This window comes from Paenibacillus sp. FSL R5-0486, from assembly GCF_037975155.1.
Taxonomy (GTDB): Bacteria; Bacillota; Bacilli; order Paenibacillales; family Paenibacillaceae; genus Paenibacillus; species Paenibacillus amylolyticus.
This window is the reverse complement of sequence record NZ_CP150237.1, coordinates 2514837-2536922: the sequence shown is the minus strand read 5'-3', so window position 1 is coordinate 2536922 and position 22086 is coordinate 2514837. Positions and strand designations below refer to the sequence as shown.

19 protein-coding genes are annotated in these 22086 nt (G+C 45.0%); 1 reads left to right on the top strand and 18 read right to left on the bottom strand.

The window, feature by feature from the left end; genetic code table 11:
• Nucleotides 1-6 precede the first annotated feature (6 nt).
• The 18 genes from MKY01_RS11430 to MKY01_RS11345 form a co-directional block, all read right to left on the bottom strand.
• Nucleotides 7-1395 carry a flagellar hook-length control protein FliK gene (locus MKY01_RS11430; protein WP_339286432.1) on the bottom strand — a complete coding sequence of 463 codons (1389 nt, stop codon included), beginning with the start codon at nt 1393-1395 and terminating at the stop codon, nt 7-9.
• Nucleotides 1396-1435: 40 nt separating this feature from the next.
• Nucleotides 1436-2377, bottom strand: a complete 942-nt coding sequence (locus MKY01_RS11425) for a DUF4088 family protein (protein ID WP_221824181.1) — start codon at nt 2375-2377, stop codon at nt 1436-1438.
• A 43-nt stretch (nt 2378-2420) separates the two neighbouring features.
• Complete coding sequence (gene fliJ / locus MKY01_RS11420; RefSeq protein ID WP_036670362.1) at nt 2421-2873, bottom strand: flagellar export protein FliJ; 453 nt, start codon at nt 2871-2873, stop codon at nt 2421-2423.
• 11 nt (nt 2874-2884) lie between these two features.
• Nucleotides 2885-4204: a flagellar protein export ATPase FliI gene (gene fliI / locus MKY01_RS11415; protein ID WP_036609365.1), complete on the bottom strand. Its 1320-nt coding sequence runs from the start codon at nt 4202-4204 to the stop codon at nt 2885-2887.
• Nucleotides 4191-5054 carry a FliH/SctL family protein gene (locus MKY01_RS11410; RefSeq protein WP_076249819.1) on the bottom strand — a complete coding sequence of 288 codons (864 nt, stop codon included), beginning with the start codon at nt 5052-5054 and terminating at the stop codon, nt 4191-4193. The genes fliI and MKY01_RS11410 overlap by 14 nt, the downstream gene beginning before the upstream one ends.
• Entirely contained in the window at nt 5047-6063 is a 1017-nt protein-coding gene (gene fliG / locus MKY01_RS11405) for a flagellar motor switch protein FliG (RefSeq protein ID WP_036609368.1), read from the bottom strand. The genes MKY01_RS11410 and fliG overlap by 8 nt, the downstream gene beginning before the upstream one ends.
• A gap of 11 nt (nt 6064-6074) precedes the next feature.
• Complete coding sequence (gene fliF, locus MKY01_RS11400; RefSeq protein ID WP_036609370.1) at nt 6075-7658, bottom strand: flagellar basal-body MS-ring/collar protein FliF; 1584 nt, start codon at nt 7656-7658, stop codon at nt 6075-6077.
• Nucleotides 7659-7794: 136 nt separating this feature from the next.
• Nucleotides 7795-8106, bottom strand: a complete 312-nt coding sequence (gene fliE, locus MKY01_RS11395; protein ID WP_017689190.1) for a flagellar hook-basal body complex protein FliE — start codon at nt 8104-8106, stop codon at nt 7795-7797.
• A gap of 58 nt (nt 8107-8164) precedes the next feature.
• On the bottom strand, nt 8165-8614 hold the full coding sequence (gene flgC, locus MKY01_RS11390) for a flagellar basal body rod protein FlgC (protein ID WP_017689191.1): 450 nt from the start codon (nt 8612-8614) through the stop codon (nt 8165-8167).
• Nucleotides 8615-8620: 6 nt separating this feature from the next.
• On the bottom strand, nt 8621-9028 hold the full coding sequence (flgB, locus tag MKY01_RS11385) for a flagellar basal body rod protein FlgB (protein ID WP_036609373.1): 408 nt from the start codon (nt 9026-9028) through the stop codon (nt 8621-8623).
• 981 nt (nt 9029-10009) lie between these two features.
• Nucleotides 10010-11410 carry an ATP-dependent protease ATPase subunit HslU gene (hslU, locus tag MKY01_RS11380; RefSeq protein WP_047842474.1) on the bottom strand — a complete coding sequence of 467 codons (1401 nt, stop codon included), beginning with the start codon at nt 11408-11410 and terminating at the stop codon, nt 10010-10012.
• Between the two features lie 116 nt (nt 11411-11526).
• A complete protein-coding gene (hslV, locus tag MKY01_RS11375; protein WP_017689194.1) occupies nt 11527-12069 on the bottom strand; it encodes an ATP-dependent protease subunit HslV in 543 nt (180 codons plus the stop codon).
• A 26-nt stretch (nt 12070-12095) separates the two neighbouring features.
• Nucleotides 12096-13433 carry an FADH(2)-oxidizing methylenetetrahydrofolate--tRNA-(uracil(54)-C(5))-methyltransferase TrmFO gene (gene trmFO / locus MKY01_RS11370; protein WP_036609377.1) on the bottom strand — a complete coding sequence of 446 codons (1338 nt, stop codon included), beginning with the start codon at nt 13431-13433 and terminating at the stop codon, nt 12096-12098.
• A 62-nt stretch (nt 13434-13495) separates the two neighbouring features.
• Nucleotides 13496-15595 (bottom strand): type I DNA topoisomerase, encoded by a 2100-nt coding sequence (gene topA, locus MKY01_RS11365; protein WP_036609379.1) that lies wholly within the window; start codon nt 15593-15595, stop codon nt 13496-13498.
• 116 nt (nt 15596-15711) lie between these two features.
• Nucleotides 15712-16842, bottom strand: coding sequence for a DNA-processing protein DprA (dprA, locus tag MKY01_RS11360; protein WP_127543783.1), 1131 nt, complete (start codon nt 16840-16842; stop codon nt 15712-15714).
• Nucleotides 16843-17086: 244 nt separating this feature from the next.
• Entirely contained in the window at nt 17087-18016 is a 930-nt protein-coding gene (sucD, locus tag MKY01_RS11355; RefSeq protein WP_074094556.1) for a succinate--CoA ligase subunit alpha, read from the bottom strand.
• Nucleotides 18017-18079: 63 nt separating this feature from the next.
• Nucleotides 18080-19240, bottom strand: coding sequence for an ADP-forming succinate--CoA ligase subunit beta (gene sucC / locus MKY01_RS11350; RefSeq protein ID WP_036609384.1), 1161 nt, complete (start codon nt 19238-19240; stop codon nt 18080-18082).
• Nucleotides 19241-19483: 243 nt separating this feature from the next.
• Nucleotides 19484-19939: a MarR family transcriptional regulator gene (locus MKY01_RS11345; RefSeq protein WP_036609387.1), complete on the bottom strand. Its 456-nt coding sequence runs from the start codon at nt 19937-19939 to the stop codon at nt 19484-19486.
• A 478-nt stretch (nt 19940-20417) separates the two neighbouring features.
• Between MKY01_RS11345 and MKY01_RS11340 the strand changes: the two genes are divergently transcribed.
• Entirely contained in the window at nt 20418-22028 is a 1611-nt protein-coding gene (locus tag MKY01_RS11340) for a YifB family Mg chelatase-like AAA ATPase (RefSeq protein ID WP_339286431.1), read from the top strand.
• Nucleotides 22029-22086: the final 58 nt, after the last annotated feature.

The following is a 22086-nucleotide window of genomic DNA, read 5'->3' as shown; positions in this document are numbered from 1 at the left end:
TTCTGTTTAAGCCTCAGCACTAAACGTATCTCTCTGTAATTCATTTCCTTCGACTTGCTCGCTACGCCAGTTACGCAATTCTTCTTGAATCCCTGCTGTAGCTATAGCATCATCCGATTGCTCCTCACGCTCACGCGAACGGCGTTGTTGCTGAGAGTTACTTCCCGGCTGACGGCCTCCGTCCTGATACATCTGTGATCCGATTGAACTGTTCTGGGTAACCTCAAGTCGTTCCACTTGAATTCCCTGGGCTTGAAGTGAAGAACGTAGCTGCGTCATTTGTTGTTCAAGCATGTCTTTAGCCATCGTATGTTCAGTCATAAACCGTGCAACCAGCTGCCCGTTCTGCAAGGTAATTTGAACATCCAACTTCCCTAGATGCTCAGGCCGAAGTGAGATAGTCGCCTCGGAAAATCCTTTTTGCTGAACAATATCCAGCTTGTTAACAACAAACTGTGTCATTTCTTTGGCAAACTGTGATGTTTGCATTACAGGTTCAGCCGGTTTTCCTGCTGTTGTACCTGATGAACGCAAGGACAGCTCTCCTGCAGTAATGATGGTTGAGTGTTCCACTTCTCCACCTGCATTTGAAACAGATGTTGTCTCAGCCTCAGCTTTTACTTGGGTTCCAGAATTCGCCACTGCCGCAACAAGAACTTGTGGTACGACCGAATCCTGTTTGGATGTTTGAAGCGTAGTACTTGGAGCGACCTGTGCAGTCTGATCCTTAACTGCAGTCAATGTATCCAGTATGGATTTCAGTTCAGTCCATCCTTTGTTACTAGTGGTATCCACTCCAGCCTCTTGAAGCTGACTCTGCAGAGATTGTAACAAATGTTTGAATTCAGGAGCGTTCTTCGCAACGTTACTCTCTGGATCATTCATTCCAGCTACTAATTGTGTAAGCATATCTTGCAGAACAAAACGTACTGCTGCAGGATGCTGCGACAGTTCAATTGCGGGTACTGTTTTTACGCTTTCCGCTCCGTTCGAAGACTCGTCGGAACCTTCTGCATTAGTACCTGGAGGATTACTTAATTGTGTATACATCTGTTGAATCAGAGTTTGCAAACCTGCAAGTAGAGCTGGGTCATTTTCCAAAGCTTCGTCAAGTGAATCCAAGTCCGTGAACAACGAATTCAGTATATCCGTGATTGATGCCGTTTCTCCTTCTTCACTTGTAGCAAAGGAAAACAACAACGGATTGGCAGTTAAACTTCCAGTAGCGCTTGAACTATCACCTTCTGTGTTTCCTCCAGATAACGATTGTGCAAGAGTTTGGAGAAATTCACCGCTAGCACCTGCAACTGAACCTTTAGATTGTGCTCCGGTTGTCTGACCTGCTCCTGTTGCTTTTGCAGTTGCTGTGGATGTCATTTGATATACAATCGACATTTTATTTTCACCTCCTCTCGGTTAAACAGTGTAATCAGGTCTACTTGTTGCCCATTAATTTGTTCAAAATTTTTGCAGTTTCAACCGAGTCCTCTGAAGACATGTTCTCAAGCAATTGAGAGCGTGTTGCATCATCTACTGAATTCAGGATGGTCAATGTTTTGTCAGGACTTAACTTGTATGTTTCCAATAATAACTTGGCACCACTTGAAGCAGACATCGAAGCAAATGTTTGACTAAGCTGGTTTTTATCCAGGTTTTTGCTTGTGGTTGTGGATGCAGTTGAAGTTGCTGCGGTTTCTTTCTTCAATCTGGATTGCAGCGCATCCAGCGCCAGATCCCCGGACGGTTTGGCATCCTTCATCATCATGGTGACATCGGCTGCCGTTTTCGGGTCCATCTTTTCAAGCACCTTGGTCCGAGCAGATGACTGCATGGCATTCAACAACAATACCATTTCCTCATTCGTCATATTTTGCAAAATCGGTGCAGCTTTGCTTGGGCTCATGTCAGCATACATTTTAGCTAAATCTTTGATTTGTTTTTGATAATCAGATTCTGTCTCCGGCGTTGCTGCCGTAGCCGTTTCAGCAGCTTTCTCCGCATCATCCAACTTCTTCTGAAGGTCTGTTGCTTTCTTCGCTTCAGTTGTTGTCGCTTCCTGTGCTGCCTTGAGCTCTGTTTCTTTGGCAGTTACTTGGGATTTCAGCTTTTCGATTGTGGCTTCAGCACTTTCAACCTGCTGCTCACTTTTCTCCAGCTTATCTTTCTCAGGGTCCAGCACAGGATCAGGTACCCATTCCTTGACTACCGGGATCTTGTTGGCGAATTCGAACAAATTATTACGAATATCTACATTAAAAAGCGTAAGCAATACGCCCAGCAATACTACGGTGAATACAATCGGGATAGAAATCATGAGAAACTTTTCCCAACCGCCTCCCGACTCTTTTTCCATGTCGCTATCATCTTTAACAGCCATCGTTCATTCCTCCTTCACGAGACAACTTCGCGTCCGGCTCACATCAATTCGCGCGTCCGGCTTTGGCAGCGAAGCGTACAGTAGCCATCTCGTCCAGATCGTTCTGTTCCCGGAGGAGCATCTCCTGCTGAAATTTGATTTTGGCCTTGTCTCTCGCTCCAAGCCATACTTTTTCATCAACCATCTTACCGTTCAGAAACGTCTGATTCCGTTGCACGTTGACCTGAGCATGTTTAACATCACTGTTTTTGCGTGAAATGCACTCGTCAAGGTGATGTACATAACGCTGCATCTCCTGCAGACTGTTTACAGACGCTGTATTTTCCGTAGCAGATTGGATAATGCCGATCAGATTACTTCTGTCGTTCAGAAGTTGTATCAGATGTTCTTCCTCCGTCTGAAGTTTACCGATCGCTGTGGATAACATCCACTCTGCCTGTGTTTTTTCATTACTCTTCAGGTCAACAACTTTCTGGAAATGATATCGAAATTTCATCGTTTACCCATTCATCTCCTTGCAAATTCAAGAATCAAACGTTCCTGTACTTCACTTAAAGTGACTTTCTCGTCGACTTTCTGCTTGGTAAAGTTCCATATACTATCAATCTGGTCTATCGATTCATCTATGGCTGCATTTGATCCCCGTTGGTAAGCTCCAATATTGATCAAATCTTCCGATTCTTTGTACACAGCCATCAAACGTTTCATATTATTAACAGCTTCCAACTGCTCTTCTGGAGCAATATCCTTCATAACACGGCTTATGCTGGCTAACACATCAATCGCTGGAAAATGACCTTTATTTGCAATGGATCGATTTAACACAATGTGTCCATCCAGAATACCCCTTACGGCATCCGCGATTGGTTCATTCATGTCATCCCCATCGACCAGAACGGTATAAAAGGCTGTAATCGAACCGGTAGGTCCTGTACCCGCCCGTTCAAGCAGTTTGGGCAAACTTGCAAAAACCGATGGCGTATATCCTCTCATTGCCGGAGGTTCACCTACGGCCAGACCAACCTCCCTTTGTGCCATCGCATATCGGGTTACCGAATCCATCATGAGCATCACGTTCATTCCACGATCTCGGAAATACTCTGCAATAGTGGTTGCAATAACTGCTCCCTTGATCCGAATCAGGGCAGGCTGATCTGAAGTTGCAACAATGACTACGGAGCGTTCCAGTCCTTCCGGACCCAGATCCCGTTCAATAAAGTCACGTACCTCACGTCCACGCTCACCCACAAGCGCGATGACATTGACATCTGCTGCTGTATTACGAGCGATCATGCCCATCAATGTACTCTTACCAACACCAGAACCGGCAAAAATACCTACACGCTGTCCCTTACCTACGGTCAACAATCCGTCGATAGCTCTTACACCAACACCCATCGTTTCAAGTACACGTGGACGATCCATTGGATTAACCGGTGTATTGGAGGTAGAGTACATCGGCATTCTGGATGGAAGGAGGGAACCGTCCAGCGGTTGTCCAAGTCCGTCCAATACTTTACCGAGCAATTCGGAGCCTACCTGAACGCCGAGTGGTTTACCCGTACCTACTACATCGCAACCAGGACCGATGGATTGAAGTTCACCCAGTGGCATAAGCAGCACTTTGTTATCTCGAAACCCAACAACTTCGGCCTGAAGAGGCTTGGCCGATTTCCCAGGATAGATATAACATACGTCACCGATACTTGCATCTGGCCCTTCTGACTCCACCATAAGACCAATGACCTGAGTAACTTTGCCGTTAATACGAACAGGATCGAATTGGCGCAAATGTTCCATATATCGCTGTGAACTAAGAACCTTCATGTTGATTTTTTCGCTCCTCATCCTCAAGTGCTATGCGGACCAGTTCTTTTTTAATCTCAGCAAGCTGTGTATCAATTCTCGCATCTACACTTCCGAACGAAGAACGAATGACACATCCCTTATCTTTGACCGTTGAATCAGGCAAAATCTGCAATTCTGCCTGAGAGTCAATGGACAGAGATAATTCTTCACGAGCTGCCTGTACAAATGTAAACTGATCAGGTGCCACACAGAGTGTGATCAAACCCTGCTCCCGTTTACGTGACAAACTCTGACGAATCAGTTCCAATGTATGATCGGGTTCAATGGTAAGTTGCTTATCAATGACTTTCTCAGCGATCCCGCAAGCGAGCTCCACGAGGAACGGTTCGGCTTCCTGAATGATCTGATCTTTAGCTACATAAGCTTCCTTGAGCACTTCCTGGGCTTCAATCATCATCTTTTCGATTTGCACCTGGAGATCCAGTTCAGCTTGTACTTTGCCTTCTTCAAAACCCTGTTGGAAACCTTGTGAACGAAGCGCTTCAGTCAGATGTTCATCCTGTTGTCGTTGTTCCTGCCACCAGCTGTCGATCTGTTCACGGGCCTCTTGAAGCATGCGCTCTGCCTCTTCTGAAGCTTCACGTACTTGCTTTTCTGCAAACTCCTTGGCATCTTCCAGCATTTCTGCGGTAAGACGTTGTGTTTCTTCGTCCACGCGTGCTTGAAGTGTTTCAACTTCAGAACCTTCGGCACTCACACCATTTAATTCCGTTTCAGACTCCTCAGCACCACCATAATGATGATGATTTTCAAGTTTTTTACGGTCATCAACGGGTACATACTGGAAAGATTTAATCAAATTAGACAATGATATCATCTCCTCCACCGCGTGCGATAATGATCTCACCGGCTTCTTCCAATCTGCGTATCGTTCCTACGATACGAGTCTGAGCTTCCTCAACATCACGCAATCGCACAGGTCCCATGAATTCCATCTCTTCTTTGAATGTCTCGGACATCCGTTTAGACATATTCCGGAACACGGCATCCCGAACTTCTTCGCTTGCCACTTTGAGTGCCAGCTGCAAATCTGCGTTGTCGATATCCCGAATAATGCGCTGAATCGAACGATCATCCACATTGACGATATCTTCAAATACAAACATGCGTTTTTTGATTTCCTCTGCAAGCTCTGGATCCTGAATTTCAAGCGAGTCCAAAATGGTACGTTCTGTACCCCGATCGACTCCGTTCAGAATCTGAACGATCGATTCGATACCACCTGCATTGGTGTAATCCTGCGTTACGGTAGAGGATAACTTCTGTTCCAGAACCCGCTCCACTTGAGAGATAACTTCTGGCGAAGTACTATCCATAACAGCCACCCGGCGAGCGACATCTGCCTGTTTCTCTTGTGGCAAGGATGATAGAATCGCTGCTGCCTGTTCGAATTGCAGGTAAGACAGAACCAGGGCAATCGTTTGCGGGCTTTCATTCTGAATAAAGTTCAAAATTTGATTCGGATCTGCTTTGCGCGCAAAGTCAAATGGTCTGACTTGCAGCGTAGCTGTCAAACGATTAATGACTTCAAGTGCTTTTGATGAACCCAGAGCTTTTTCCAGGATTTCTCTGGCGTAATTGATACCGCCCTGAGAGATATATTCCTGCGCCAGACAGATCTGGTGAAACTCGGCCATGATCATATCCTTTTCAGAAGAATCAACTTTGCGAACGTTGGCAATCTCCAACGTAAGTTGCTCAATCTCCTCATCACGCAGATGTTTGAATATCTGAGCTGATACTTCCGGACCTAATGTAATCAACAATATTGCTGCTTTTTGTTTGCCAGTCAAACCTTGACTGCTTGCCTTTGCCAATGCGCTCACCTCTATTCGTCAGCCAGCCATGTACGCAGCAGATTGACGAATTCGTCTGGCTTTTTCTTGGCCAAACTCTCCAATTGTTTGCGCACCTGACTTTCGTTCGTTACACTGTCCAGCGTAATGGACGGGAACTCTGTTGCTATTGGAAGAGGAATCTCTTCTTCTTCGACTTCGTTTTGTTTGCGGCGACGGCGTACTAACAAAATAACTACCGCTGCGATCAATGCCGCTATGAGTGCGCCTCCACCCCACATCATCGTTGAGGAAAGCTGGAAACCTGTATTGTCTGCAGAGGCAGTCTGGAAGCCTTGTGACATGACTGAAACTTTCTTTGTCAGATCGGCGTCACTTATTACAGTGCCTGAGTCTGCCAGTGAAGCACGAACAATGTTAACCAAAATGTTCTCAATTGCGTCCTGAACCGGTCCCTGTAATTCTGTTTCTCCATTCGGTGGTTCAACTGCAACGTTAATGGTTAAGTCTTTTACAGTATACGGACTGGAAATGATATCCTTGGCAATTCGATTAACATCGTAGTTTATAGTGCTTGATGATTCTTCGGAGGTAGAGTTACCGGTTGCATCAGATGATGGGTAACCCGGAACTTCCTCTTGTCCTGTGCCAGCAACACCACCTGTTGGATTGCTTGCGCCAGTGTAGCTCTTTTGAATCTCCTGCACACTGATCTCGATGCCTTTCATATTATCTACATCAACAGGTGTGACCAGATTTTCCTTACGTGTTTCTTTGTCAAAATTAAGCTTGGAGGCTACCAAAACATTAACCTTGTCTTCGCCTACAATCTGGGAAAGGAATTGTTTTACGTTATTACGGACATCGTTTTCAAACTTTTTCTGTAGTGCCATGTTTTCTTGAACTTCGGAAGACAACCCGCCACTGCCACCTCGGGCAGTTGGAATCAATTCTGCTTCATCTGTGTTTGTAATCGTGATGTTCTCAACAGGCAGATTAGGAATTGCAGTCTTAACCAAGTTAAAGTAGCCATCTACCGCTGCCTGATTTGGATGATAACCCGGTTTGAATTGGAGAGCTACCGATGCTGATGCTTTGTCTTGTTCTTCTAAACCAGCAAAGATGTTATCTTTCGGCATATTCACGAGTACTTTAGCATCCTGTATCCCTTGCATCCGCTGAAGTAACTGTTCAACTTCTCCGTTTATAGCGTTGTTGTACTTTACATCAAACTCTTTATCCGTCATCCCGATGGGGGATGATGACTCCTCGAATGACTTATACCCTAAAGAACCATTCTGAATAATCCCTTGAGATCCAACATTCACCTTTGCAATTGCAACACTTGTACTCGGTACGGATATGGTCTTGCCATCTGAACTTAATTTGTATGGAATGCTAGATGAATCGAGATAACTGATCACGCCCGCTGAATCACTTGCATTCAAATCTGTAAAAGCAACTTCATATTCCGTTTTGGACAATTGCATCGTGAGTACAACTGCAGCCAAAATCAGGAACAGGAAGGTGGATATAAATAATACTTTTTGCTTTTTGCTAAAACTATTCCAATACTGGGATGCCTTATCCCTGTACTGGGCGATTCTCTCATTCACTCTGTCACCCCATCCGAAACTTTGCTTAGTCTGTCCTTACTCAACCCTAGCCGTTTCATAGGTTGACGATCAGGAGCAGCATCGCAGCTGCTTTGTTGTAATGATCAGCGCTATTATCGAAGCGCAAGTATGTTATTTATAACTGCGTTCGCATAACTTCTTGGTATGCTTCGACCACTTTGTTTCGGACTTGAGTTGTGAGTTGTAGGCTTAACAAGGCCTGTTCTGAAGCAATCATCACTTGATCCACATTCGCTTTGCCGACCAAAAATTGATTCGACATTTCATGCGATTGAGCCTCCTGTGCTGCAACGGACCCTAATGCATTCTGTAAGTATGTACCGAAGCTCTGAATGGTTTCGGCTGGTGTAGAAGGCTTACTTTCGGTTGCACTCTTCATCTGTAGCGGTTGTATCCCCTGTGTGCTAAACATGTTGTTCTGAATCATTAATGTCCCTCCCCTTCATCCCTGGTTTGTATTTTTCTTATTTTCATTTTTAAGCAGATTATCTTCCAATCTCCAAAGCTTTGGAGATCATCGCTTTGGTTGAATTCAGTGCTGTTACGTTTGCTTCATATGAACGCGAAGCAGAGATCATGTCGACCATTTCTTTCGCAATATCCACATTAGGCATAAATACATATCCTTCTGCGTTGGCATCCGGATGAGAAGGGTCATACACAGGCTTCAGAGGTGACTGATCCTCGCGAATCTCCGTTACTCTTACGCCATCTCCTGAACCGCTACCTCTCATCTGATTTTGCAACATCGTACCAAATGACGTTTTATTCGGCTCAAGCACAACCATTTTACGTTTGTAAGGGACCGCTTCACCATTGGATACGCTCGCGCGCGTAGTCTCTGCGTTGGCAATGTTGGAAGATATTACGTCCATCCGCAACCGTTGGGCTGTCAGAGCTGAGCTACTGATACTAAAACTATTACTAATGTTCAATTTAGGTTATCTCCCTTCCACGCCAACACGCATGATTTTAATTTGTTCGTTCACTTGCTGAATATAAGCGTTATAACGTAACTGATTCTCCGCCAGAAGACTCATTTCTCTGTCTATATCGACATTGTTTTCGTTGTTATTCATGGAGGTTGACTGGTCCATATTAACTACTGGCGTGGGTACGGAAGAGGAAGGACCTATGACAAAATGCCTTGCATCAGTTAATTTACCCTTAAGAACAGGCATATCTCCATTCATTTGCCCTTGCAACATTTCTTCAAAAGAAACGTCCGAGCGCTTGAAATACGGAGTATCGGCGTTCGCGATGTTGTCAGCAATTGTTCGTTGTCTGATATTGGACGCATCGAGTGCACCTTGCAATCTTTTAAAGCTGATATCGTTTAAAAGATTCACAATCTCCCTCCTCTCTTTAGAAGTTATGGAAAAAGATTGTATCTTTTCCCTTGAAAATTCTTATGTTTTTTTCGACAAAAACATTCGTCTTTACACGGTTTTCTAGGACTTAAGTAGAATTAACTCTGATGTTGTCGTATAACATAAGTTTCTTCGAGTTTGGGATTTATTACAATAAGAAAAAAGCCCTATCTTTTCTGAAAGACGGGGCTTTTTGTGTATTTTCTGCAAATTATGAATTTTTTCGTAAATGTTCGGGCCCAAAACAAAAGTATGTTAATACTCTCCCTTATTGTTCTTTAACATTCTTAAAATAAAAAAAAAATTTCGAGTCTCAACATGAGCTTATAACGCCCGTAATTATGTATATTTCCGAATATTTCATAGTTCATAATGTTAGAATTTTTTGCCGTTACACTAAGGGTTTAAGGACAATATGATAGGTATACATACAAAGCTGTATATTAATCAATTGACAAATTATCTTTCAAGAATAAAGAAAACTCGTCTTGCCCACACAACACTTTCTTAACAATTAAGTGGGGTCTATATATTTTAATTTTAAGAAAACAATTAGTGACTTCAAACTTTTCAATAATTCATCATTTTGCGCATTTACGCAACATTTACCAATCTGTCGACTAAACCGATGACCAGACTTGGAATAAGGAAAATTCTTTTAATGGGAATCATTGGGTATGGAATGGAAGAATAACTACCACTCCGATAGGTTTTAACTCCGGATACATGCGGCACAAGTCCTAGGTTTTGTCGATCCGTATAACAACCACACATCTTTTATCGGTTGTAACATCAAAATCCTTTAGATAGAAACAAAAATAAACGATATGCGCCAAGTAAGAGGGCCTTTGTGATTCATTAAAGGATTGCTTCCCTTTGTCGATCACACAAATGTTCTCTACTCTCTTGCATACCGTTCATTTATAGCATCATTTTAACAACTGCATTGCTAGCCGCATGTTACAGGATATACTGGCTCAAATCACGATCAAGCGCAATATCATTTAATTTCTCCCGAACATACTCCGGAGTGATCACCATACGTTCCAGTGTAAGCTCAGGTGCCTCAAAGGATAAATCCTCCAAAAGCTTTTCAAGAATCGTATGCAATCGACGAGCACCTATATTTTCTGTATTTTGATTGACGGATTCAGCCAATTTGGCAATCTCGCGAATGGCCTCATCCGAGAACTCAATCTCAATATTCTCTGTCCGCAACAGATCAACATACTGCTTGGTCAGTGCATTTTGGGGTTCAGTCAGAATGGAAACAAACTCCTCCAGCGTTAGACTGCTTAGTTCCACACGAATTGGGAAGCGTCCCTGAAGCTCAGGAATCAAATCAGAGGGTTTGGCGACATGGAATGCGCCAGCTGCCATAAACAGAATATAATCCGTTTTGACAGGGCCATATTTCGTCATCACTGTAGAGCCCTCTACGATAGGCAGAATGTCACGTTGCACACCCTCACGGGATACATCGGGTCCACTACCGCGTCCTTGACTGGCAACCTTGTCGATTTCATCTATGAAAATGATACCTGTCTGCTCCGCCCGGCGAATGGACTCTTGGGTAACATCATCCATATCGATCAATTTGCCTGCTTCTTCCTGGATCAACACTTTGCGCGCTTCTTTGATAGCGAGCTTGCGCTTTTTCGTACGACGAGGTAAGAGGCTGCCAAACATCTCCTGCATATTCATGCCCATCTGATCATTACCTTGTCCAGCAAACATGTCCATCATGTTAGGCGCAGTGTCTTCGACATCAATCTCAATGATGTCATCCTCCAACTTGCCGGACAACAGATCAAACTTGATCTTACGGCGGCGTTCGGCAACCCCAGTATCCGGTTCTGGCTCATCCTGTTCCTGAACGTTGTTGCCATTATTACCAAAGATCATCTCAAAGGGATTACGCTGACTCTTGGACTTAGACTGTGAAGGAGCCAAAATATGTACAATTCGCTCATTGGCAGCTTCTTCAGCTTTGTCCTTCACTTTTTCAGTCCGCTCCAGCTTCACCATACGCAGTGATGTCTCAATCAGATCACGCACCATCGATTCAACGTCACGGCCAACGTAACCTACTTCAGTGAACTTGGTAGCTTCCACTTTCACAAATGGCGCACCTACCAGTTTAGCGAGGCGACGGGCGATTTCCGTTTTACCCACACCGGTAGGTCCAATCATCAAGATATTTTTAGGCACAATGTCGTCCTGAGTGTGCTCAGGCAAAAGGCTACGCCGATAACGATTACGAAGGGCTACCGCTACCGATTTTTTAGCTTTCTTTTGACCTACAATATACTTGTCAAGCTCTGCAACAATCTGTCTCGGTGTTAACGCTTGAGTATTCATATTGCTTCCCTCCTACCAGTATGTTGAATTTATTTTTCCTAACAAGGACAAAGAATCCCCTAGACGTCCTGGAGCAGATTACAGAATCATGCTCCACTACGGGAGATTTCTTTGGCTTATAACTCTTCTACAATAATATTATTATTGGTATATACACATAGCTCCGAGGCAATCTGAAGTGATTCACGCGCAATATCTTTGGCTTCCAGGTTTACTGCATGACGTTTCAACGCACGCGCAGCAGATAAGGCGAAGTTTCCACCTGATCCGATAGCAATAACGTCATCATCCGGTTCAATTATCTCCCCGCCGCCTGAAATGAGCAGCATACCTGATTTGTCCATCACAATCAAGAGTGCCTCAAGCTTACGCAAGATCCGATCCTGACGCCAATCCTTGGCAAGCTCTACAGCAGCACGTTGCAAGTTACCATGGTGCTCCTCGAGCTTACCTTCGAATTTCTCAAACAGGGTGATCGCATCCGCCACAGAACCAGCAAAGCCAGCAACAACCTGTCCGCGGTACAAACGTCTTACCTTCTTGGCTGTATTCTTCATCACAACACTTTGGCCCATGGTCACCTGACCATCTCCTGCGATTGCCGCCTTACCATTATGACGAACAGCACAGATCGTTGTAGCATGAAATGACATATCCATGATATCAGCATCCTCCCACGAATAATTTATACGCGTTCCGGAACAGTTAGACCTTCTGCTGCAGCAAAACTGGTGATGCCATCCAGGGCACGCTGTGCAAGAGCTTCATTTTTTTCCTTTTTGTTACGAATCTTCGTTTCAAGCTTCGGCAGCAAACCAAAGTTTGCGTTCATTGGTTGGAAGTGCTTGAAGTCAGCAGTTGTAATATACTGAGCCATACTGCCAAGTGTTGTTTCTACCGGCAATACCACCAGTTCCTGCCCAAGTGCTGCTTTGGCTGCGTTCATGCCGGCAATCAGCCCTGATGCAGCAGATTCCACATATCCTTCTACACCCGTCATCTGACCTGCAAAGAACAGGTTTGGACGCTCTTTAAACTGATACGTCGGAAGAAGCAGTTTAGGAGAGTTAATAAATGTATTACGGTGCATTACGCCATAACGAACGAACTCTGCATTTTCAAGTCCAGGAATAAGGGAAAAGACACGTTTCTGTTCTCCCCATTTCAGATGCGTCTGGAAGCCCACCAAGTTATACAGGGTTCCAGCTGCATTGTCCTGTCTAAGCTGAACAACAGCATGTGGCAACTCTCCTGTATGAGGGTTAACCAGACCTACCGGTTTCATTGGGCCAAACAGAGCCGTCTGTTTTCCGCGTTTCATCATCACTTCGATTGGCATACAGCCTTCAAAGTAGATTTCTTTCTCGAACTCTTTCAATTGAGCGACTTCAGCAGTAATGAGAGCTTCATAGAAGACATCAAACTCTTCTTCTGTCATCGGACAGTTCAGATATGCTGCTTCACCCTTATCATAACGGGAAGCCAGATACACTTTATTCATATCAATTGAATCTTTTTCGATGATCGGTGCAGCTGCATCATAGAAGTAGAAATACTCTTCCCCCATTAGTGCCTTGATTTGCTCAGACAAGGCAGGTGAGGTCAGCGGCCCCGTTGCAACAACAACGATGCCATCTTCCGGCAGAGAAGTTAATTCCTCATTCACCACTTCGATGAGCGGATGCTGGTGCAACGTGGATGTAATCTCACCTGAAAATCCATCCCGGTCCACAGCAAGCGCCCCACCTGCGGGAACTGCATGTTTGTCTGCTGCTGACAATACGAGAGAATTGAGCATTCTCATTTCTTCTTTTAACACACCCACTGCATTGGTCAATCCATTCGCACGAAGCGAGTTGCTACATACCAGTTCTGCAAATTTATCCGTATGATGGGCTGGCGTTTTCACAACAGGTCTCATCTCGTATAATTTCACGCGTACGCCGCGACTTGCAATCTGCCAGGCCGCTTCTGTTCCTGCCAGCCCGGCACCAATAACGGTTACTTGTTGTTCATTCGTCAAAATCATTTACCCCCATAAAGCAATTTCATATTTCACTATAATTGTATTAATTCACATATATACTAATCTGCTGATTCGTCATCCGGTTCATCCACCGGCTCCTGATGATCACATGAAGTACACTGCAATCGTGCTCCCTTTTTGTTCCGCTTTTCAATCATTAGCGATCCGCAACTTGGACATGGTTTGGCTGAAGGTCTGTCCCATGAGACAAAATCACATTCAGGATATTTGTCACAACCGTAGAAAATACGTCCTTTTTTGCTACGACGCTCAACAACATGACCTTCCTTACACTTCGGACAAGTCACGCCGATATCCTTGATAATCGGTTTGGTATTCCGGCAATCAGGGAAGCCCGAGCACGCAAGAAACTTGCCAAAACGTCCGAGTTTATAAACCAGCGGTTTGCCGCACTTCTCACAGATCTCATCGGATACTTCGTCTTCAATCTCGATTTCTTTCATTTCTTCTTCCGCAAACTCAAGGCGTTTCTCAAAAGATTCATAGAATTCTGCGAGTACTTTGACCCAATCCTCCGAACCTTCCTCCACATGGTCAAGATCACCTTCCATGTTTGCGGTGAACTCTACATTCAGGATTTCCGGGAAAAACTCTTCCATCTGTTCGATGACCAGTTCACCCAGCTCGGTCGGCATGAATTTCTTTTCCTCAATTGCAACATATCCGCGCTTCTGAATGGTCTCCAGTGTTGGCGCATATGTACTCGGACGCCCTATACCCAATTCCTCAAGCGTCTTAACCAACCTTGCCTCCGTATATCGGGGTGGCGGTTGTGTAAAATGCTGTTTTGGCTCAATCTCCTGCTTCTCAAGCACATCTCCACTTTTCAACGGGGGCAGCAGACGATCTTCATCGGTTGTACCATCGTCGTTTCCTTCAACATATACCTTCATGAAACCTTGGAATCGTACCTTCGAACCTGCTGCACGGAAAATGGTGTCCCCCGCAGCAATATCTACAGAGAGTGTATCCAGGATAGCCGAAGACATCTGGCTCGCAACAAAACGTTCCCATACCAGTTTGTACAACCGGAACTGATCGCGACTCATGAATGACTTGATTGAGTCAGGGTCACGCAGAATTGAAGTTGGACGAATCGCTTCATGCGCATCCTGAGCATTAGCTGCTTTTTTGGAATAGTTTCGTGGAGTCTCAGGTGCAAATGGCTCACCATACTTACCAACGATATATTCTTTGGCTTCTTCTTGTGCAGATGCCGCAATTCGTGTGGAGTCCGTACGCATATACGTGATGAGACCTACTGTGCCTTCTTTTCCAAGGTCTACACCTTCATATAGTTGTTGGGCGACCGACATCGTCTTGGAAGCTCTGAAATTCAATTTACGCGCCGCTTCCTGTTGCAGAGAACTTGTCGTAAACGGGGCGGAGGGGTTACGGCTCCGTTCTTTCTCTTTAACTTCCTTGATCGTAAAGTCTGCACCTTCGATCTGTTTCAGGATCGCTTGCACTTCCTCTTCACTGCCCAGCTCTGTTTTGGCCCCGTTCAGTTTATGAAACTTGGCTTCAAACGGATTGCCGTCTGCTGTCAGCTTGGCGGTAATGCTCCAGTATTCTTCCGGCTCAAAATCATCAATTTCATTTTCACGATCTAAAATGATTTTAACAGCCACGGACTGAACCCGGCCTGCAGACAAACCTTTTTTCACTTTCTTCCATAATAACGGACTAATTTTATATCCAACGAGCCGATCCAGAATACGTCTTGCCTGCTGCGCGTTAACCAAATCCATATTGATTTTCCGCGGCGTTTTGAACGCATCTTTGACCGCTTGTTTTGTAATTTCATTAAATACTACCCGGCAATCTGCCGTATCGTCCAGTTCAAGGGCATGGGCCAAATGCCATGCGATAGCCTCACCTTCGCGATCCGGGTCAGCTGCGAGATACACTTTTTTCACTTTCTTCCGTGCATCCTTCAGTTCTTTCAAAATTGAACCTTTGCCGCGGATCGTAATATACTTCGGATTAAAATCATTCTCTACCTCAACGCCGATCTGACTCTTTGGCAAATCGCGAATATGCCCCATCGAAGCTTTTACGATGAACTTGCTGCCTAAATATTTGCCTATCGTCTTCGCCTTTGAGGGCGACTCCACGATTACGAGTGCATCCGCCATAGGTTCATCCTCCTCTCAGTCATGAAACTGTCATGAAACTGTTTCTGTAAGCTTATGCATAGTTAATAACTTCTGCTAATTATATATTTCCACGCACTACGTAAGTTGTAGCTTCGTCATACCCTCGCGTATTTAGTGCCTGGTAATTGGCTAATCTGCTTTTTTATGATTAAAGATAACAGAACTGAATGCAAATGTCCAAAATCCCAACCAAGCAGCTCAACCAGTTGATCCAATGATTGTTCTCCCTGTTCCAACAGATAAATCACACGTTGTTCATCTGTAGAGAGCTTAACCTCAGCGAATATCCCTCGCCCGGAAGGCTCGGTTGTTTCGGTCGAACGTCCTCTATTGTAAGGAAGTTGTTCTGCATTTGGCAAGCCCAATCGATACTCTTCCAACACATCTGCTGCACAAGTGACCAATTTGGCCCCTTGACGGATAAGATTGTGTGCTCCCCGACTTTTCGGCGATGTAATAGGTCCAGGGACTGCAAATACATCCCTGCCTGCTTCAAGCGCAGCATCTGCTGTAATGAGTGAACCACTGCGAATGTCAGCCTCAACAACCAATGTTCCCAATGTCAGACCGGCAATGATTCGATTCCGTTCCGGAAATAATCCCTGGCGCGCTCTCGTACCTGGTGGATATTCCGACAAAAGCAGCCCCGTCTCCGCGATTCGTTCAGCGAGGCTTGTATTTTCGGGTGGGTATATATTATCAATCCCTGTTCCAAATACTGCAATCGTTTTTCCTTTAGCACGTAGTACTGCCTCATGACATACGCTATCAATACCGCGGGCAAGCCCGCTTACAATCGTCAGTCCTGCATTGCATAATTGCTCTGCCAGCTTTTCTCCAACTTTGCGCCCATACACGGTTGGCATACGAGTTCCCACCATGGCAATAGACGAATTGTGAAGCAAACTAACATCCCCTCGAGCATACATTACCCAGGGAGGCTGAACGGTTTCCTTCATTAATATGGGATATTTCTGATCCAGATAAGTAATAACCTCTATCCCCTGATTGTAAACGTGTTCTCTTTTACTCTCGATCCAGTCGATAGTAAATTGGCTAGCCAAGCGTGCAGCTTGATCTTTGCGCAAGCCTGCTGCGACCCAGTCGCTTTCCCCATAATTCAATAGTTCGGGTAATTCATGTTGTCCCAGAATCAGTTTCGAGATTGTTTTCTTGCCAATGCCCTCCATCTCATGTAACCCAAACAAGATCCATCTTTCTTCCATACCATAAACCTCCCAAAGCGGGAAGAGATCTTCCCTCATATTGTGTGTTAAGTGACCACGGAATGCAAGCGTTTACGCAGATGAGAGACAAATCCTCCCCCTTTTCCCGTAAAAAAAACGCAAAAAAGCAACCCTTCGCCCTGTTCAAGGACAAAAGGTTGCTTACCTTTTCCGTAACCATAATAGTCGGTCTACCAGAAATAAATCATTTCCGAGCCGTTTCTTCTATTATAACGAAAAAGAATTAATGTGTCGTGCACAAATTCAAAATACCGCGTTCCTCAAGTACACTCACCAAAGTCGAACCCATCTCAGCAGGAGTTGGTGCTACTTTGATTCCACATGATTCCAGCTTAGCAATTTTCTCTTTGGCTGTACCTTTACCGCCAGAGATAATAGCGCCAGCATGGCCCATCCGTTTGCCTGGAGGCGCTGTTACGCCACCGATAAAGCCAACAACCGGTTTGGTCATGTTTTCACGTACCCAATCTGCAGCATCCTCTTCAGCTGTACCACCAATCTCACCAATCATGATGACCGCATGAGTCTGTGGATCTTCATTGAACCGTTTGAGGATATCAATGAACTCCGAGCCTTTTACAGGGTCTCCCCCGATTCCTACAGCTGAAGATTGTCCAATACCACGTGTCGTCAGTTGATGAACGGCTTCATAGGTAAGTGTTCCACTACGGGAAACAACGCCTACGTGCCCTGCCATATGGATGTAACCAGGCATGATACCAATTTTACATTCTCCTGGTGTAATGACACCTGGACAGTTTGGTCCGATCAGGACAGTATCTTTACCTTCCATGAAGCGGTCAACCTTGATCATGTCAAGAACCGGAATACCTTCTGTAATACAGATCACGAGGTCCAGCTCAGCATCAACAGCTTCCATAATGGAATCTGCTGCAAATGCAGGAGGAACGTAAATGACGCTCGCTGTTGCGCCTGTAGCTTCCTTCGCTTCCTGCACAGTGTTGAACACCGGCAGACTAGCTACTGTACCGTCTTCCAACGTGATATCCACATTAGTTCCGCCTTTACCCGGTGTAACTCCGCCTACCATCTGGGTTCCGTAGTCCAATGCGCCCTTCGTGTGGAACATTCCCGTTGAACCCGTAATGCCTTGCGTAATGACTTTTGTATTTTTATCGATCAAAATACTCACGTTGCTTCACATCCTTACGGTTATTTTTCAATTCCCGGACAGCTCCGGTACTAAGGAATGAACTTATTTTACGAGGGCAACAATTTTCTGTGCACCATCGGCCATGGAATCAGCAGGAACGATATTCAGGCCAGATTCACCCAGAATACGTTTGCCAAGCTCCACGTTAGTTCCTTCAAGACGAACAACCAGCGGTTTGGTCAGGCCAAGCTGCTTCGCGGCTTCAACAACACCATTGGCGATAACATCACAGCGCATGATGCCACCGAAGATGTTAACAAAGATCCCAGCTACTTTGGCATCGGACAAGATGATCTTAAATGCTTCAGTCACCTTCTCCGTTGTTGCACCGCCCCCAACGTCAAGGAAGTTGGCCGGGTCTCCACCGTAGTATTTGATAATGTCCATCGTTGCCATCGCAAGTCCCGCACCATTGACCATACAGCCGATGTTGCCATCAAGTGCTATGTAGCTGAGGTCGTATTTGGAAGCTTCGATTTCTTTTTCATCCTCTTCATCCAGGTCACGCAGTTCCAAAATGTCTTTGTGACGGAACAGGGCGTTGGAGTCAAAGTTTAATTTCGCATCTAGCGCGATAACGTTTCCATCTCCGGTAACAACGAGAGGATTGATCTCGGCAATAGAGCAATCTTTTTCGACAAATGCAGTGTACAGCGCGAGCATGAACTTAACAGCTTTGTTCACCAGTTCATTTGGAATCTTAATGCTGTAGGCCAGTTTACGGGCCTGGAACACTTGCAATCCAATGGCAGGGTCAATGATTTCTTTGAAAATTTTCTCAGGTGTAGCTTCAGCTACTTCTTCAATCTCAGTACCGCCTTCTTCGGAAGCCATCATAACTACACGGCCTGTGGCACGGTCCACAACAACACCCACATAATACTCTTTGCGGATATCGCATCCTTCTTCAATCAGAAGACGTTTCACTTCTTTACCTTCTGGTCCAGTCTGGTGTGTTACCAATACTTTGCCCAGAATTTCAGAAGCATAGGCACGAACTTCATCCGTACTCTTTGCCACTTTTACGCCGCCGGCTTTACCCCGGCCACCTGCGTGAATCTGTGCTTTGACAACAGTCACTGGACTGCCCAATGCCTCAGCGGCCGCGACCGCTTCATCGACTGTATAAGCAACCTTTCCGTTTGGAACGGTAACTCCATACTGTTTCAGTACTTCTTTTCCTTGATATTCATGGATATTCATTCTCGAATCCTCCTATCAACATGACTGCAACAAGGCGGGTTGGTAGACTAACAAAAGACAAATGTTGACTATTTTCACTCAAGCCCAATTCATTGTAACACGTTTTTAAAACGCTTTCCTTAAAAAACTAATGGTTAATAGACAGTATTTTGATATGAGTATGATCCCATATTGTGAATGCTTGGGTATATATGGAAAAAACCTCAGCTAAAAACTGAGGTTTCCTTGATGTAAAACTACATTTTATTTTTTGGCTGCGTTGGTGTTGGTTTCGTGAACTTTCTCCAGCAATCCTTTGAACTGACCCAGCAATGTTTCAAACTCTGTACTGTTCAAACACGCATCTCCCTGAATGGATTCAGGTATGGATAATGCCTTGTTCCGCAACTCACGACCCGAGTCGGTTAGTGTAATTAATACTTTTCGTTCGTCCTGAGCCGAGCGTTCGCGATTAATAAGTCCTGCTGACTGCAAACGTTTGAGAAGTGGTGTCAACGTTCCCGAATCGAGATAGAGAGCCTCCCCGATCTCCTTAACCGTACATTCTTCACGTTCCCATAAAACCATCAACACCAAATACTGGGAATACGTTACGCCAAGTACCTCCAGATAAGGCTGGTACATCTTCGTAATCTCACGTGAACAAGCATATATGGCAAAGCATAATTGGTTATCCAGCTTCAAACTGTCAGTCTGCATATGTCTTTCTCACCTGCCTATTGTGCAATCTATTCCTAATAATACGGGAACTATAGATCTATACTATCACAAAATAGAAAAAAAACAGAATAATTGAGCACAAATGATTTTACTATTCAATTTAATCATGATAAATTAGATTGTGTAAAATATAAATATAATTAGATAATCAGCAGTTCATCCCCATGATTTAACAACAATAATAGATAAGTCCATCGAACAGATTCACGCTTTCTCGGGCTAAATTTAATAAACATAATGAAAGTTTATACGTAACCATGTTCGCAAAGCTATTTAATGATTTCCTTCCAGAAATAAAATTCAGGGATCAGGAAAGATGACTACAGCAATGATAATGACAGGTTGACTCCATGATTCCTTTTATATAAAATGCTTAATAGAAGCTGAGGAAGCACCTTAATTCGTAGACTGGCCCGTATTATGCGGAGTCAAGAATCGAGTGAGGTGTTTCTTTGTTATGTACGGAAAATTACACAGTGCGTGTTTGTACGGAATCGATGGTGTTCTGATCGAGGTGGAAACCGATTTATCTAATGGTCTGCCACAGACATCCATCATCGGTTTACCGGATTCAGCTATTCGTGAGGCCGTTGAACGTGTCCGTGCAGCGATTAAAAACTGCGGATATCAGTATCCTTTACAGCGGATCACAATCAATCTGGCCCCCGCTGATCTACGCAAGGAAGGATCTTCCTTTGATCTAGCCATTGCTATTGGTTTACTTATGACAAGCGGCCAGCTTGTACTTCCTCCCCAGGAACGGACACTAGTGGTTGGCGAACTGGCGTTGGACGGTTCGATCAGGTCCGTGCCGGGCATTTTATCCATGGTGGATCTGGCCAAACGACAAGGCTTTACGTCCGTGCTCCTGCCTTTGGATAACGTGGAGGAAGCGTCACTGATTCGAGGTATCCAGGTTTTTGGCATTCGTCATTTACAGGATATTGCTCCGGAAAACCCAGATCAACCCGCTAGATCAGCAGGAATACCAAATAATTCGAATGCAGGACCAGTCGTGTTGAAAAATTATGCACACCTCGCTACTCCTATAACTGATAAGACTCATAAGATGGCGGATAGGAAGACGAGACAAACACCATTATTTGCAGACGACTATAGTGATGTTCTAGGGCAGCATCATGTAAAACGCGCGCTTATGATTGCTGCAGCCGGCATGCATAATATACTGCTCGTTGGACCGCCAGGCACGGGCAAAACGATGTTAATCAAACGTCTACCCTCCATCCTTCCTCCTTTGTCAGAAGATGAAGCGTTGGAAGTCACCAAAGTATTAAGTGCCGCAGGCAAGTTGAAAGAAGCGCCTCAAGGCCTGATTGCAGACAGACCTTTTCGCTCTCCTCACCACACGATATCCACCTCTGGTCTGATTGGAGGCGGTGGTATCCCAAAACCGGGTGAAGTGAGCCTTGCCCACCGGGGCATATTGTTTCTGGATGAATTACCTGAATTCCAGCGCCAAGTGCTGGAGGTATTAAGGCAACCGTTAGAGGATCGCACAGTGACAATTAGTCGGGCTCGCGCTGCATTCACCTTTCCGGCCCAATTCATGCTTGCATGTTCCATGAATCCCTGTCCCTGCGGATATTTGTCCGCTCATTCGGAGGAGCAACGCTGCATATGTAGTCCAGCCCGTGTTGCCGCGTACCGAGCCAAAATTTCAGGACCACTGCTGGACCGCATTGATCTTCAGGTTGAGGTTCCTCCACCAGGCGAGTGGCGCAAGTCTGCTGCTTCCCCTTCCTCTGCAGAAATGCAGGCAAAAGTGATCCACGCTCATCAAATTCAGGCTACACGTTATGCCAAAAGTTCGGTTCGTTGGAATAGCCAGCTTTCGGGCACGCTTTTGCGACGAACGATCCATCTCCCCCAAGAGGCAGAGCAACTGTTAGAGCAAACGCTGCAAACGTTAAACCTGAGCATGCGTGCACATGATCGGATTATCAAGATGGCACAAACAATTGCTGATCTGGACCATGAAGGTGAAATTGTGACAGCTCATGTGGCTGAAGCCATCCAGTATCGTCAATTGGATCTTAATTTATTTTGAAGCTATTTTAGAAGCATATGGAGGGAAGAACAGGCCGATTTACCCAAAGGCAGTGGAA